The sequence below is a fragment of the Rhizobium sp. Nf11,1 genome (genome assembly GCF_050587665.1).
In the GTDB taxonomy this organism is placed as follows: Bacteria; Pseudomonadota; Alphaproteobacteria; order Rhizobiales; family Rhizobiaceae; genus Rhizobium.
The window spans coordinates 292,520-307,064 of the sequence record NZ_JBOBHU010000006.1 but is presented as its reverse complement, the minus strand read 5'-3'; the positions used below and the strand labels follow the sequence as shown (position 1 = coordinate 307,064).

General features: G+C 58.6%; 13 protein-coding genes and 1 pseudogene. 11 read left to right on the top strand and 3 right to left on the bottom strand.

Features of this window, described 5'->3' with window-relative positions:
* Positions 1-469, bottom strand: a pseudogene (locus ACQ7C1_RS12445) (VCBS domain-containing protein); the annotation flags it as partial.
* Positions 470-958: 489 nt separating this feature from the next.
* On the opposite strand from ACQ7C1_RS12445, the gene ACQ7C1_RS12440 reads away from it, so the two are divergent.
* Complete coding sequence (locus ACQ7C1_RS12440; protein ID WP_183702538.1) at positions 959-1,282, top strand: hypothetical protein; 324 nt, start codon at positions 959-961, stop codon at positions 1,280-1,282.
* Positions 1,283-1,427: 145 nt separating this feature from the next.
* Here ACQ7C1_RS12440 and ACQ7C1_RS12435 read toward each other — a convergent pair whose 3' ends face one another.
* On the bottom strand, positions 1,428-1,871 hold the full coding sequence (locus tag ACQ7C1_RS12435) for an SRPBCC family protein (protein ID WP_430958467.1): 444 nt from the start codon (positions 1,869-1,871) through the stop codon (positions 1,428-1,430).
* Positions 1,872-2,014: 143 nt separating this feature from the next.
* Positions 2,015-2,707, bottom strand: coding sequence for a type 1 glutamine amidotransferase domain-containing protein (locus ACQ7C1_RS12430; protein WP_430958466.1), 693 nt, complete (start codon positions 2,705-2,707; stop codon positions 2,015-2,017).
* A 212-nt stretch (positions 2,708-2,919) separates the two neighbouring features.
* On the opposite strand from ACQ7C1_RS12430, the gene ACQ7C1_RS12425 reads away from it, so the two are divergent.
* The 10 genes from ACQ7C1_RS12425 to ACQ7C1_RS12380 all read left to right on the top strand — a co-directional run bounded on the left by ACQ7C1_RS12425 (position 2,920) and on the right by ACQ7C1_RS12380 (position 14,545).
* Positions 2,920-3,921, top strand: coding sequence for a LacI family DNA-binding transcriptional regulator (locus tag ACQ7C1_RS12425; RefSeq protein WP_430958465.1), 1,002 nt, complete (start codon positions 2,920-2,922; stop codon positions 3,919-3,921).
* Between the two features lie 169 nt (positions 3,922-4,090).
* On the top strand, positions 4,091-5,125 hold the full coding sequence (locus ACQ7C1_RS12420; protein ID WP_184460219.1) for a sterol desaturase family protein: 1,035 nt from the start codon (positions 4,091-4,093) through the stop codon (positions 5,123-5,125).
* Positions 5,122-5,433 (top strand): MocE family 2Fe-2S type ferredoxin, encoded by a 312-nt coding sequence (locus ACQ7C1_RS12415; RefSeq protein WP_097598103.1) that lies wholly within the window; start codon positions 5,122-5,124, stop codon positions 5,431-5,433. Before ACQ7C1_RS12420 ends, ACQ7C1_RS12415 begins: the two co-directional genes overlap by 4 nt.
* Positions 5,434-5,506: 73 nt before the next feature.
* A complete protein-coding gene (locus ACQ7C1_RS12410; RefSeq protein ID WP_430958464.1) occupies positions 5,507-6,451 on the top strand; it encodes a substrate-binding domain-containing protein in 945 nt (314 codons plus the stop codon).
* 61 nt (positions 6,452-6,512) lie between these two features.
* Complete coding sequence (locus ACQ7C1_RS12405; protein ID WP_430958463.1) at positions 6,513-7,718, top strand: NAD(P)/FAD-dependent oxidoreductase; 1,206 nt, start codon at positions 6,513-6,515, stop codon at positions 7,716-7,718.
* Entirely contained in the window at positions 7,715-8,548 is an 834-nt protein-coding gene (locus tag ACQ7C1_RS12400; RefSeq protein WP_430958462.1) for a sugar phosphate isomerase/epimerase family protein, read from the top strand. The genes ACQ7C1_RS12405 and ACQ7C1_RS12400 overlap by 4 nt, the downstream gene beginning before the upstream one ends.
* Before the next feature lie 241 nt (positions 8,549-8,789).
* The gene (locus tag ACQ7C1_RS12395) at positions 8,790-10,439 is read left to right on the top strand and encodes a putative bifunctional diguanylate cyclase/phosphodiesterase (protein ID WP_430958461.1); all 1,650 of its coding nucleotides are present in this window, start codon (positions 8,790-8,792) and stop codon (positions 10,437-10,439) included.
* A 73-nt stretch (positions 10,440-10,512) separates the two neighbouring features.
* Positions 10,513-11,019 (top strand): hypothetical protein, encoded by a 507-nt coding sequence (locus tag ACQ7C1_RS12390; RefSeq protein WP_097598100.1) that lies wholly within the window; start codon positions 10,513-10,515, stop codon positions 11,017-11,019.
* Positions 11,016-12,188 (top strand): methyltransferase domain-containing protein, encoded by a 1,173-nt coding sequence (locus tag ACQ7C1_RS12385; RefSeq protein WP_430958460.1) that lies wholly within the window; start codon positions 11,016-11,018, stop codon positions 12,186-12,188. The genes ACQ7C1_RS12390 and ACQ7C1_RS12385 overlap by 4 nt, the downstream gene beginning before the upstream one ends.
* A complete protein-coding gene (locus tag ACQ7C1_RS12380; protein ID WP_085778605.1) occupies positions 12,185-14,545 on the top strand; it encodes a SpoIIE family protein phosphatase in 2,361 nt (786 codons plus the stop codon). Before ACQ7C1_RS12385 ends, ACQ7C1_RS12380 begins: the two co-directional genes overlap by 4 nt.

Below are 14,545 nucleotides of genomic sequence, written 5' to 3'. Positions count from 1 at the left end.
GCGAAATCGTCACATTTGCCTCGCTCAGCGTGCCGTTGCCGAGCCGTATCGCATACACAAAACTATCTTTAAGGATTTCACCGGCAGACAGCGTGTTGATATCCGCGCCCGAGCCCGCGATGCCGCTTCCATCGCTCAGACGGTATTCGATCTTTCCATTGTTGATCCTGACCCAATTGCCGAGCAGGGTCGTCTCCCAGGCAGATGCCCCGCTCGCTCCGACGTCTTTTGTAATAAGCTCATAGTCAGTGGTAATTGGATTGCCATCTCCGTCGTCGACCGAGAAGAGGGATTTGGCATTCCCGCCAAGATCATTCGACATCACATCAAGGGTTATGGTTTTGATGGCCGCATTGTAGAGCTGAAGACTGAGCAGCTGATCTTCCGTCCAGATGTAAGAGTCATCCTTCGCCTGTGGCGCATTGGTGAAAGAAGTCGTACTGCCACCGCCGGTGCTTTGCGTAGCCATTAAATACCCCCATGAATCAAAACAAGTAATCTGGAACCGATTTAAGAATATTAAGGCTAAGACGACACGCAGGAACACGTCGCCGCCCCGGTATTGTCGAGGCAAACACCATTTTTCTTAATTCAGAACCGGAATACTCCCCACTCCTAATAAAGTGTTAACATATATACTATGAAATAAAAGACGATTTTCTTGCGACGGTTAATTTCTCCTCGAATTCGCTACGAGAGACGGCCTCTTGTCAGCGCGGCACGCGCGCGACGGCGATCGCCGAGGCTTAAATCGCAGACGTCGATCGTAATGAGTAACGGGGTGTGACGCCGGTGCGAGGCGTTGGTGAAGCACAGGCTCAAGCTTCAGAGCGTTTCCACTCTTCCTCGATCGATCAGGTCAGCACGGCTGAGTCCACGCCGATCATTTCATCGACATGTCATGAAACTTCTAGCTGGGGATCGGCTTTCTACAACGAAGCCAAACAAGGAGCTCCCAATGTCCGGCGAAGCCGAAAATAATGGAAAAACCGCCATCGTTCCAGTTCAGAACCCGTCAGCAGCCGAACAAGCCGTCACTGCGTCCGTGCTCGAAGACATGCAGAAAGCAAGCACGGAGACCCGTCAGCCGGAGCCGGCCGCCGCGTTGTTCTCCTGGGAGATCGATCCCCCGGAACTGGCCAAACTGATCTCCGAAGTGATGACACTGCCGATGATCCTGTGGTCGACGGGTATATCCCTGACCTATTCCCTCTGGCTGTCTTCGCTGCTTCCCGCACGCGAGACGATCGGCTCGCTCAAGCAAAGCGCGGATCACGCTTAGCAACTTCGGCCGACTGCGGCCGAACCACGCCCCCGGCCCCGCAAGCTCCGCCTCTCCGCCCCCGTTCCACAGAATATCTGCGGAATGATGGGCGGAGAAGCGGCAAGCGGCTGCGCGGCGCCGCTCTTCAAGTCGCGCAATTGCATCATTCGTTGATGTCAGGCTCGACGACCCGGGCAAGGTTGCGTAGCGACTCCTGCCAGCCGAGGTAGCAGGCTTCGGGCGGGATGACGTCGGGCACGCCGGCCTGGGTGATGTCCACCTCGGTGCCGACCGAGACTTTCTTCAGCGTCACCGTGACTTCCATTTCGCCCGGCAGGTTCGGGTCGTCGAACTTGTCCGTATAACGCACGCGTTCGCCCGGGACGAGCTCACGAAATTCGCCGCCGAAGGCGTGGCTATTCCCAGTGGTGAAGTTACGGAAAGACATTCTGAAGGTGCCGCCGACAGTCGGCTCCAGGTGATGCACTGTGCAGAGGAAGCCGTTCGGCGGAAGCCATTTTGCGAGCGCATCTGCTTCGATGAAGGCGCGATAGACCTTCTCCGGGCTGGTGGCGAAAACGCGGTGCAGGCGTATGGTGCTTGGCATAGCGGTGATCCTTGTCTGGACGGAATGAACGAGCTAAGGACGGACAAGTCTTCGCCGATCCGACAGTGAGCCGAAATTTTCTTTAAGAAAAAATCACTCGCGTCCGAACTGCACCGCACCGCTAATACGCTTCCCCGTTGGCGTCATGCAGCCGCCTGCTCCCTCACTGCGTTGAGCAGCAGCCGTGCGGCCTGCTTCGACGATGCCGGGTTCTGTCCGGTGATCAGCAGCCCGTCCTGGACGACATGCACGGCCCAGTCCTCAGTCGCGGAAAACTTCGCCCCCTGCCCCCTCAACACGTCTTCGAGCAGATAGGGCACGATTTCGACGAGGTGCACCGCGGCCTCCTCGGAATTGGTAAAGCCGGTCACCGTCCGCCCCTTCGCGATCGGGCCGCCGTCTGGCGCCTTGACATTGGTCAGGATTCCCGGTGCGTGGCAGACGAGCGCCAGCGGCTTTCCCGCCGCAAGCGTCTCCTCGATCAGCGCGTGCGCATTGCGGTCGTTCGTCAGGTCCCAAAGCGGGCCATGGCCACCAGGGAAGAACACCGTGTCATAATCGCCCTGGTCGATATCGGACAGTCGCAACGTGTTGGCAAGCGCAGCCGTCGCGGCCGGGTCTTTTTCAAATCGCCTCGTGTCGTCCGTCTGAAACGCCGGCTCATTGCTTTTCGGATCGAGCGGAGGCTGGCCTCCTTTCGGCGACGCAAGCACGACCTCGGCCCCAGCGTCACGGAAGACGAAGTAAGGGGCCGCGAGCTCCTCAAGCCAAAAGCCGGTTTTCTTGCCGGTATTTCCCAGTTGATCATGCGATGTGAGAACCATGAGAATTTTCATTGCTAAGCTCCTTCGACCCGGCCGGCGGACAAAATCTCCCGCGTCCGGTTTAACGGTGAATGACTGCCTGCAATCTCATGCTGAACCAGCAGAACCATAGATCGGCTGCACCCGCGTTACAAGCTCTGTGAGTCTTGGGGCTCAGGTGTATGAAGAACGACAGATTGCCCATAGGATCAACCACATCGCGTTAGCATCCGAAGGACTTGGAAGTGAGCAAGCCGAATTATCGGGATATCGCCCGCCACGCCGGCGTTGGAACGGCCACGGTCGAGCGGGTCCTGAACGGACGCGGGGGCGTTCGGCCGGAACTGGTCGAGAAGGTCATATCCGCGGCGCGTCACCTGGACTACCCGCGCAAGCTTCCCGACACCCATCGCGGCCTGCTCCGGATAGAAGTGCTGATGGTTCGTCCGGAAACGAGCTTCTATCGTCGTCTTTCCCACGCCTTCGAAAGGATTGCGGCAACCCTTGATCCCTTGGTCGTCGTGCATCGCAGTTTCACCGACGAAATGAATCCGGAGGCGATTGCGCGCCGCATTCTCTCCACCGACCTTTCCCGTGCCGGCTTGATCCTTGCCGTGCCGAGCAGCCCCTTGATCAGCGCCGCGGTAGAAAAGGTGAATTCGCAAGGCCTGCCGGTGGTCCATGTCGTCACCCGCGCTTCCGAACGTGTCGGGGAGTTCGTCGGCATCGACAACAATGCCGCCGGCCGGACGGCTGCGCTCTATATCAGCCGAATGGCCGTTCGAGCCGGGCCTGTGGTTGCGATCTGCCATCCCATCTATCAGGTGCATCGCGATCGGATCCGCGGTTTTTCGGACTTTTTTCGCGATCATCCCGGCGCCTCCGATTTCGGATGGCTGGGATTCGGTGGCGATGAAGAGCGCGCCAGCGCCGATTTCTTATGGTCGGCCCTGGAGATGTATCCCGGGCTTGCCGGCCTCTACAATGCCGGCGGCGCTAATTCCGCCCTGATCGAAGTGCTTCGCCGCCATCCGCGCGGCGGCAACGTCTTCTTCGTTGGACATGAATTGACGGACTATACCCGCGCGGCCCTGAAGGACGGCATCATGGATGTGGTACTTGACCAGGCGCCGGAAGCGCAGGCGCGGAGGGCGCTCGACCATATCCTGCGCCGCATCGGCTTGACCGAGATCGAGCCGGACCGGAGCCCGATCCACTTCATCACCATCACCAAGGAAGGGCTTTGATCTAATTAGATCAAGGAAGCCTTCGCCGTTCGAAATGCCCCCTGCTACTTTCGCGTCAGGAGAAGTTCCGGTGCGCAAGGAGCCGCATCGGATCAAGGCGCGCGGGGCGCTCTCCTTTACCAAGAATATGTGCGGGTCCGGAGACATCAGGCACCCGGAGGAGATGCCAATGGATGATCTGAATTTCGGCAAGCGTAACAAGCGCGGCGATTGGGCGCCGAACCAGCCGGTCGAAACCGCGCCGCTTTTCGTCTTCCCCCCGCAGCTGACGGCTATTCTGAAATGGCTGCCGCACTACTTCCTTCCTTGGAATCTCATTTTTGCGGTGTCTGCGATTGCCTATTGGACCTGGATCCTTCCCCCGGTGGCCATGATGCAGACGCTGAGCCTCGGCTGGATCGCCTGGCTGTACGCCGTGAATGCGATCTGCGTGTTCCTGTTCTATGGCGCCTTCGAACTGCATCTTTATGTTCTGAAGCGCCAGGAAAACCGCTTCAAGTACAATGGCAAGTTCCCCGCCGAACAGAAAAACAGCGCCTTTTGGTTCCAAAGCCAGAACCTCGACAATATTCTGCGCACCTTCCTGTCTGGCGTCGTGATCTGGACCGCCATCGAGGCTGGTATGCTCTGGGCCTATGCCAACGGCTATGCACCCTGGCTCGGCTTCGCGGAAAATCCATGGACGCTCGCGCTCGTCGCGCTCGTGGTTCCGATCATTCACGAGTTCCACTTCTTCTGCATTCACAGGCTCATCCACACACCCTTTCTCTATAAATGGGTGCATTCGGTCCACCACAACTCCGTCAACCCTTCGCCCTGGTCATCGCTGTCCATGCATCCGGTCGAGCATCTGCTCTATCTGGGAACGGCGTTTTACCACCTGATCCTGCCCTCCAACCCGGTCATCATGCTCTATCAGCTGCACTATGCCGGCTTCGGGGCAATTCCCGGCCATGTCGGATTCGACAAGGTCGAGATCGGCAAGGAAAGATTGGTCGATAGTCATGCCTATGCTCATTACCTCCACCACAAATATTTCGAGGTGAATTACGGCGACGCCCTGATCCCGCTCGATAAGTGGTTCGGCACCTGGCACGACGGCTCCCCCGAAGGCGAAGCGCAGATGCAGGAACGCTACCGCAGGCGAAAGGAAAAGCTTCAAGCCCGCAAGGCTCGCCTCGAAACGGAAGGAGCCGCCGAATGACCTGGGTTTCAGCTGGCAGACTTGACGACATCGAACAGGAAGGCGCCATCCGTTTCGATCATGGCGGACGCACCTACGCGATTTACCGGGGCCCGGATGACAGCGTCTACTGCACGGCCGGGCTCTGCACACACGAGGCGATCCACCTCGCCGACGGACTGGTCATGGATTTCGAGGTGGAATGTCCGAAGCATTCCGGCGCTTTCGATTACCGCACCGGTGAAGCGCTGAGGCTGCCGGCCTGCGAGAACCTGAAGACCTATCCGGCGGAGGTCGTCGACGGAGAGGTGCGCGTGGCCCTCGGTTAGACCCGCCAATCGAACAGGCCCGTCGGGCCTCCGGGAGGAAAGCGGGTGGTCCGGCACCAATAGGGAGGATGACATGAAATCAATCTGTATGGCGGCCGTTTTGGCCGCCTTGATGGCAGGCACCGCCACCGCCGAGACGATCGGTGTGTCGATGCAGAGCTTCGACAACAATTTTCAGACACTGCTGCGCGAGGGATTGCAGGCAAGAGCGTCAAAGCTGAACGGCGTTAAGCTTCAGATCGAGGATGCGCAGACCGACGTTTCCAAACAGCGCAGCCAGGTGGACAACTTCATCGCATCGGGAGTGGATGCGATCATCGTGACGCTGGCCGATACCTCAGCCGCAACCGGCATCAGCGAGGCTGCCCGAAAGGCCGGAATCCCGCTCGTCTATCTCAATCTCGAACCTGAGAATATCGACAAGCTGCCGGAAAAACAGGCCTATGTCGGTTCGAAGGAAACCGACTCCGGCAGGCTGGGGGCCGAAGCCGCCTGTGAACTGCTGAAGAAGAAAGGCGAGGCAAATGACGCCCAGGCTTACATCTTGATGGGCGATCTGGCGCATCAAGCATCGCGCGATCGTACCTCATCGGTCAAAGCGACGCTGGCTGCTGGCGACTGCAAGGGCGTCACCATTGCCGACGAGCAATCCGCGGCCTGGACTCGCACGAACGCCATGGATCTAACCACCAACTGGCTCACGGCGGGCCGTCCGATCGACGCGATCTTCGCCAACAATGACGAGATGGCGCTTGGCGCCATTCAGGCGCTCAAGGCATCCGGCGTATCGATGGATGACGTCATTGTCGTCGGCATCGATGCGACACAGGATGCTTTGGCCGCAATGGCCGCCGGCGATCTTGACGTGACGGTCTTCCAGAACGCCAACCAGCAGGCGGCAAGCGCCGTCGACGCAGCCGTCGCCTTGGCCCACGGCAACAATGTGGACAAGGAGGTCTGGGTGCCGTTCGAACTGGTCACACCCAAGAACATGACGGAATACGCCAAGAAGAACTGATCCTCCCCGGCCGGCGTCTCATCCTCACGAACGCCGGCTGCTCATTCTACTGGAGAATGCAATGGACGGTATCGTCATCATCGGTGCAGGCGAGTCCGGAACCCGGGCGGCCTTCACCCTGCGCGAGGCGGGCTATTCCGGAGCCGTCACGCTGGTCGGAGCCGAGCCTCATCTGCCTTATGAACGGCCACCTCTGTCGAAAACTCTCGACGGCACGGTGCGGATGAAACTGATCTGCCCGAAAGAAGCGCTGGAGGCGGCCGGCATCACCTATCTCAAGGGCTGCTCGGTCTCCAAGCTGGATCCCGCCGCCGCGACCGTAAGCTTGAGCGACGGTCAGCTATTGGGTTACGAAAAGCTGCTGCTGACCACCGGCGCACGGCCGAGGCGGCTTGCATGCGCGGGCGCGGAACGTGCGCTCGATTTTCGCACCCACGCCGACGCCGAAGCGATCTTCTCCAATGTCGCGCCCGGCCGACGCTTCGCAATCATCGGCGCGGGTCTGATCGGGATGGAACTCGCATCCGTCCTTCGCGCAAAAGACGTTACGGTCGATGTGATCGAGGCCGCGCCGAAACCTTTAGGCCGCGCCGTCCCTGCCCGCTTCGCCGACAAGCTGCATGCCCGACATGCCGCCGAAGGTGTGCGCTTCCACTTTGATCGGAGCGTTGCGGAGATCGGCAAGGACAGTGTCGTCTTGAGCGATGGCACCATCCTGCCTGCTGACCTCGTCGTCAGCGCCATCGGGGTCCAGCCTGAAACCACTTTGGCGGAAGCATCAGAGCTGGCCACGGGCAACGGAATTCTGACGGACGCATGTCTTCGCACCAGCGCGCCGAACATATTTGCCGCAGGCGATTGCGCCGCGGTGGCCCAACCCGGCGGAGGACACATCCGCTATGAAAGCTGGCGCAACGCCAGAACGCAGGCCGAGACCGCAGCACGGAACATGGCCGGCGCCGCCGAGACTTTCGCCGCCATTCCCTGGTTCTGGTCCGACCAATACGATCTCGGCCTCCAGGTGGCGGGGCAGCCGCTGCCCGCGCATCAGAGCGTCCGGCGATCGGCGCCAGAGGGAGAGCTCGAATTCTATCTCGATGACGGGCGATTGGTGGCTGCCGCGGGTCTTGGCATCGGCAATGGCCTGGCCAAGCATATCAAGCTTGCCGAAATGCTGATCGCCGCTTGTATCAGTCCCGAGCCTGCGGCATTGGCCGATCCGGGCGTGAACCTCAAGACCCTTCTGAAAAGCGCGAGGGCCGCATGATGCAGAAGCTCCTGATCTTCCAGTCACTCTGGGCCATGGAGCGCCGGCACACTGACGGGTTCGAGCCGAGCCTCGAAGACAATATCGCTGCGATCTGCGAAGCGGGCTTCGACGGCATCAGCGCGCACTATACCAACCGCGACGATGTCATCCGCCTCAACGAGGCCATTCGGGGCACCGGCTTGAAGATCGAGGCGGTCTGCTTTCCCCGCAGCATCGAGGATTTGCGTCTGCCGCTGGGACTTGCCGCGGCCTTTCCGGTCAGCCACATCAACCTGCAGCCCGATATCCGCCCCCGCCGGATCGAGGATTGCCTGCCGATTCTCGATGGCTGGATGCGGCTCGCCGAAAATGCCGGTATTCCGGTATTCATCGAAACCCATCGCGACAGGATGACGACGGACCTGTTCTTCACGCTCGATCTGCTCGATCGACGTCCTGATCTGCCGTTGCTGGCCGATCTGTCGCATTTCCTGGTCGGGCGCGAATTCGCCTTTCCGGTCGATGAGGAAAATCACGCGCATATCAGGCGCATCCTGCAGAATGCCCATGCATTTCACGGCCGCGTCGCTTCACGCGAACAGGTGCAGATCGAAATCTCCTTTGCGCATCACCGGCCCTGGGTCGATCTCTTCCTGCAGTGGTGGGACTACGGCTTTCGCCATTGGCGATCACGCGCCGCCGATGACGCCGAGCTGGTCTTTACCTGCGAATTGGGCCCCAAGCCCTATGCGATCACCGGCAGAGACGGCAACGACTCGACGGACAGATGGGCCGAGGCGCTGGCGCTGCGCCAGATGGTGCGCGAACTATGGGCTGCCATTGCCTGAGCCACAGCGCACGAACAATCGTGCGGCAATTCGTTCTCTCGTCACCCCCGCCGCCACTCTGAGGTGGCGGCCAATCACTCCGTCAGATCAGTGCAGGCGCGTCCACAGCGGTGAGTGCGTTGGCAAAGGTTGGGGATTGTTAATCAGAAATGCCTAATGTATTTCTTAACGTGCACAAGTTGTGCGGCAGTTAAGTTGCTATAATATCTGGTAGGACATTCAATCAGGGAGAGCCTCCGACATGCGGAAAATTCCTGCTGCCAGCTTGGCCCTCGAAAAAACGGAGACAATCGATTCGGGGGGCCCGGTCGACCGGCTTATGTTCTTTGATCGCGATTTCAATCCCGTTGAAAATTTGCTTGGCAATGCGCTGCCCACCTCCTTAAAACCAGCCGCCTCCTTCTGGGAGCATTTTCCGGAGCTGGACAAATCAGCAGTCATGCTGGCTTTCCGTTCACTGGGTGACAGCGCCCAGCCGTTGCGAATAACAGACGCGCTCGGCGGATCACATGACCTGACGATCTATCGGATCGGTGATCTGTTTGCCGTGCTCCAATCCGAGGAACAGGTTGACGACGAGCGCGCAACTCTTTTGCATCTCGCCACACATGATCCGCTGACTGGACTGCCGAACCGGCGCCAGTTCAGCGAGGACCTGAGCGCGCTGTTGCAGGAGACTGCAAGCTCGAACGAAACTCTTTCATTGATGCAACTCGACCTCGACGATTTCAAGCCCGTAAACGACACGCTCGGGCATGCGGCGGGCGACCAGCTTCTTCAATCGGCTGCGAGGCGTATCCAAGCCTGCCTCTCCAGCGATGACAGGGCCTATCGATTGGCTGGCGACGAATTCACGGTGATCTCCCTTGGCGGAGGACATCCTGCCAAAGCGCACCTCCTGGCCGAAGATCTGGTTGCCGCGTTCAAAAAACCCTTCACGATAGACGGCATTGCGCTCTTTGTCGGCACCAGCATCGGCATATCCACCGCTCCATCGGACGGCACGAGTCCGGAACAGCTGATGAAGGCTTCCGACCTCGCACTCTACGCCGCCAAAAAAGAGGGGCGTGGTCGGGCAAAAGCCTATGACCCAACAATGCTAGAATTGCTGGAGCAGCGGGAACTGCTTCGCCGCAGTCTGCGCATGGCACTCGACCAACAGCAATTCTATGTCGAATACCAGCCGATTGCCGAGGGCGGCTGCATTGTCGGCTTCGAGGCGTTGCTGAGATGGCGCCACCCCCTGCTTGGAAAAATTCCACCGTCGGTATTCATTCCGATGGCCGAGGCTGACGGAATGATGCCGGATATTGGGGCGTGGGTGTTGGAACAGTCATGTCGCGAGGCGATGAAATGGCCGGACAACTACCTCGTCGCCGTCAATGTATCAGCGGCTGAATTCTTGACAAGCGGCCTGACCGACCGGATTTCCCAGACGCTGGACCTGGTCGGACTGCCGCCCGAGCGTCTGGAGCTCGAGATAACCGAGAGCGTGCTGCTCGAGCGGACCGTCAACAACATTGATACGCTCAACACGCTCAATGTGCTGGGCATACGAATTTCGCTTGACGACTTCGGCACGGAATATTCCTCCCTGAGCTATCTCAAGACATTTCCCTTCGACACGATCAAGATCGACAAATACTTTATCACTGATCTCGAAACCGATCTGAAAAGTCAGGCAATCGTCCGCTGCATCGTGAACCTTGCACATGACCTCGACATGCAGGTGACAGCTGAGGGAGTTGAAATGCCGGGTCAGGCGGAATGGCTGCACAGCGTGGGCTGCGACCGGCTTCAGGGCTACCTGCTGAGCAGACCGCTTCCCGTCGAGGCAATTGACGAATTCATCAAAGGGGCAGAAGCATTCAAAAACCGCGCCCGACGATAGTGCTCGAAACTTTTCGCCGTGCTTCTACATTGCATGCAGATCCAACGCTCCTGACAGACGAACGGAGGACATATTGGAAGAGGAAGCATCCCGCTTCGACGACCACGCATTTGTGCCGATGGTATCACTGGAAATGAACGTTGCGATGTTCAAATCTCAATGGCAGTTTTGCGACGAGATTACCGAATATCTCTCCGATATCCTCGGCCAGGGTCATAGCGATCCGGCTCGCTATTCCAACTTTCTTTCGGTCGCTGCAAACGAGCTCATAGAGCTCGCCTTCCGCGCGACAAACGAACGGGGAAAGATACGTTTCAGCCTCTCACGCAACGCGACGTTCAACCGGCTGAGAATTGCCTTTCCTTGTGATGAGGAATTCCGCCGCAAACACACCAAGGTAGGATCAAGCGAAACAGAGCCTGGCCTCGACAACGGCTCCGGTCACCTGGTTACCAAGCCCAATGAGGCCTTGCTCAGTAATCTGGCGACGATATTAGGCGCCGGTATCCGCATCGAGAGAGACGGCGAGGACGGGATCGAAATCATTGCCGATTTCCCCTCCGCCGAGGATTTCCAATGAGCCGGCCTCCCCTGCCCTACACCGTGCGGTTTGATCCGACAAACCAGGAGCTCGTGTTGTCCGGCAAGATGCGGCCCGAAAGCACCGCCGAGATTGCCGATGCCCTCGAACTGTTGCGGCAAAGTTTGGAAAGATACAGCGGCATCGTTTACCTCAATGTGAAACGCCTGACGCACATCAATATGACGGCCTTCGCCGCCCTCTCCGATGTCGTAGCGGCAGCCTGCCGAACCAGGCCGGAACGGCAGATTAAGATCATTACGTCGAGCGTAATGGCGTGGTCTGCCTCGCTGTTCGAGACGTTGACCACATCGCAACCCAACCTGTCGGTTGAAGTCTATGACTCGGCCTTTTATCCCGGGCAAAGCTTTGTCGAGGACGAGAGCTTCATTCCCATTCTGCGCACGCAGACGAAAATGACATGGAGGCACGAACGCGAACTCTTACCACGCCACGGTCTGCGCAACGGTCAGGTGATGGCCGATATCTGTTGCGGCATTGGTGATTTTGCGGCTCTGGTTCAACGGGAATTCAACCCGACGCGCCTTGTCGCACTGGACCACTCCGTGCGCAGTCTCGACTATGCCCGCAAGGTCGCCGCCGAGTTCGGCATGGACGGCATCGAGTACACCTATGGCGATGCATCACAGATGCTGCTTCGAGACAATCAATTCGATTTTGTAACCTGCCGGCATTCGTTACAGATTTTCGACCGCCCCGAGATGCTGCTGCGGGAGCTTTATCGCATCTGCAAACCCGGCGGCCGGGTCTACATCACAAATGAAAAGAATTCGCATTGTTTGGGCGAGCCGCATGCCGACTCGATAAGATGGACCTACGAGGAAGTGGCAAAATTGTTCAGGCACTTCGACATGGATGTCGAGATGGGCCCGAAAAGCCGCCATCTCCTCCTCAACGCCGGCTTCGAGGACATCAAGGTCGACTGCTTCATGGTGACGAACCTTGACGGCGACCCCCAGGATTTCGCAGATATCATCGAAGCGTGGGAAAATGTCTATGCAGGCGAGATGGCGGTGCGCCGCGGCGACCCGCCGGATTTCATTCGCAGATTCCGGCAAGGATTCAAGGATCACGTCTTTGCCGCTCTTCACCCTAAAGGTTACGCAGGATGGCCGATCTGGGCAGCCTCTGGTCGAAAGCCGCTATAATGGATATGGGATCATCGAAAAGACCGGTTGGACTGAGCTCGTTTCGGGCGAAATTCATCCTGGTCGTCGGTGGAGCCGTTCTCTTCGACTTATTGGTCAGCGGCGGGCTGGCGCTTTGGAATGTTCAGAGGCTGTCGCGTGACGCAACGCTGGAAGTCGGCCAGGGCCTCGAAGCTGCAAGCCAGGAATATATCCGCACCTATGCCGATTCGACCGCAGCCCAGGTGAACCTGCTCCTGCGGCAGGTTCACAACGACGTCGACACCTTGGCAGGCGTGCTGCAGGCGCAGATCGACAATCCCGTGCGCAATTCCGATGTCGGCGCGGCAATCGCCCGCACATCGCCGGACAGTGTCAGTCTGTCTTACGATGAGAAGGGGAAATGGTCGCAAAATGCCCCCGGCTCCGCTTCGGTCGTCAGCGTCTGGGGTTACCTGCTCGGTGAGGACCATCAGCCGAAACCCGAAATCAGGCGCGATATAGAGACAAGCGCGGTTCTCGATCTCGTTGCGCCGAGCCTGCTACAGCACGGCGCTTCAAAGCTGCAGATGTATTACATCGGACCGAGGGAACGACCGATCTTCAGGACGGCGCCCTATACCGATCAGGCTCAGACCTTCGACCGCCTTTATCCCGGGCATAACGAAGCTGATTTCTGGAACTTCTTTTTTCCCGGCCTGTATGAGTCCTGGCAGGGATGGGCCAGGGACATGAAAACGCGACCCGTCGCGGACGATATCACGCAGACGGCTCCCTATACGGATGCCATTACCGGCAAGCTAATCGTCAGTTTCTTTCATCCGCTCTGGACCGCCGACCGCAAGGACGTCGCGGGGACGGCCGGCGCCGATATCACGCTCGACCAACTCGCCCAGACGGTTGAAAATGTGAAAGTGGCCCAGTCCGGCTTCGGCTTCTTGGCCATGTCCGACGGAAACGTGGTTGCGATCAACGGAACAGGCGAACAGACGCTCGGGCTGCGTTCTGCGAGCGGTGCGAGCGGAACCGGCGTGACCGGGCTGGAGCGTTCCTTGAAAGGAAGCGCCCAGCCTGCGATAGCGAAACTGGCCCTCGACCGGGAACAGGGCATTCAACATCTGCTGCTGCAGCGGGACGGTAACGAGGTCCCCTATATTGTAATCGTCAAGAAACTGCCTGCGACGAATCTCTGGTCCAGCGGCCCGGTTCGGCAGGAGGCGATGTTGCTGGGAGTGGTTGTGCCGGAACGGGAAATCGACGCCTCGCTCTATGCCGCCCAGGCGAAAATTTCCGAAGCCACCAACCGGATCGTGATCTATCAGATCCTGGCGATCTTGATGTCGCTGCTGATTGTGACGATCGCTGTGTTTGCGGCTTCGAAACGCATAACGAGCGGGATCAGCGCACTTGCGGGGGCCGCCAAGCGGATTCAGGCGCAGGACTATTCGGTCAGAGTGGCGATAACAAGCAAGGATGAGGTCGGTGCTGCCGGTGAAGCATTCAATCGGATGGCCGAACAGATCAGCTATCACACCGAAAATCTCGAGCAACTCGTCGAAGAACGAACGGCCCAGATCGCAGATCAGAAGGAAGAGATCTCGGCGTTGAATGCACAGCTCCAGCGAGAAAATCGCCGTCTCGGAACAGAGGTGGCCGTCGCTGAAAGAATCCAGCTCATGGTTCTTCCGTTGCAACAGGAGCTGGAGGAATTTCAGGACATCGAGATCGCAGCCTATATGAGGCCCGCGGAAGAGGTCGGCGGCGACTATTACGACGTCTTGAAGAACGGAAAGCGGTTGAAGATCGGGATCGGCGACGTCACCGGTCACGGGCTCGAAAGCGGCGTGTTGATGCTGATGGTCCAGTCTGTCGCCCGCGCCCTTCAGGAGGCGGGGAACACCGACGCCGTCAAATTTCTGGCGGATCTAAACAGCGCCCTGTTCAAGAACTTAGTAAGGACGAGAATAGACAAGCATCTCACCCTGGCCTTTCTCGACTATGACGGCAAGGAGATGATCCTGTCCGGGCAGCACGAGGAAGTCGTCATCGTCCGGGCGAACGGTGAGATCCAACGCGTCGACACCATGGATCTCGGCATACCGATCGGCTTGGACGCCGATATTTCTGCATTCATCAAAACTCGTGAAATAACGTTCGAGAAAGGCGACCTGATCCTCCTGCATACCGACGGCGTAACGGAAGCAGCGAACGGCGCGGGGGAAATGTTTGGCATCGAACGTCTCTGCAGCGAAGCGCTTCGCTTGAAGGGTCAAAGCGCCGAGAAGGTCGTTTCCGGCATTGTCACGACACTGATGCACTTCATCGGATCGCAGAAGATCTACGACGACATCACGCTTCTCGCAGTACGGCATAGGTGA

What these genes read in the sequence shown, in the direction of transcription:
- ACQ7C1_RS12410 (WP_430958464.1), top strand. Translation starts at nt 5,507, where the DNA reads ATGAAATCAATCTGTATGGCGGCCGTTTTGGCCGCCTTGATGGCAGGC.
- ACQ7C1_RS12400 (WP_430958462.1), top strand. Translation starts at nt 7,715, where the DNA reads ATGATGCAGAAGCTCCTGATCTTCCAGTCACTCTGGGCCATGGAGCGC.
- ACQ7C1_RS12415 (WP_097598103.1), top strand. Translation starts at nt 5,122, where the DNA reads ATGACCTGGGTTTCAGCTGGCAGACTTGACGACATCGAACAGGAAGGC.
- ACQ7C1_RS12395 (WP_430958461.1), top strand. Translation starts at nt 8,790, where the DNA reads ATGCGGAAAATTCCTGCTGCCAGCTTGGCCCTCGAAAAAACGGAGACA.
- ACQ7C1_RS12435 (WP_430958467.1), bottom strand. Translation starts at nt 1,871, where the DNA reads ATGCCAAGCACCATACGCCTGCACCGCGTTTTCGCCACCAGCCCGGAG.
- ACQ7C1_RS12385 (WP_430958460.1), top strand. Translation starts at nt 11,016, where the DNA reads ATGAGCCGGCCTCCCCTGCCCTACACCGTGCGGTTTGATCCGACAAAC.
- ACQ7C1_RS12420 (WP_184460219.1), top strand. Translation starts at nt 4,091, where the DNA reads ATGGATGATCTGAATTTCGGCAAGCGTAACAAGCGCGGCGATTGGGCG.
- ACQ7C1_RS12430 (WP_430958466.1), bottom strand. Translation starts at nt 2,707, where the DNA reads ATGAAAATTCTCATGGTTCTCACATCGCATGATCAACTGGGAAATACC.
- ACQ7C1_RS12405 (WP_430958463.1), top strand. Translation starts at nt 6,513, where the DNA reads ATGGACGGTATCGTCATCATCGGTGCAGGCGAGTCCGGAACCCGGGCG.
- ACQ7C1_RS12440 (WP_183702538.1), top strand. Translation starts at nt 959, where the DNA reads ATGTCCGGCGAAGCCGAAAATAATGGAAAAACCGCCATCGTTCCAGTT.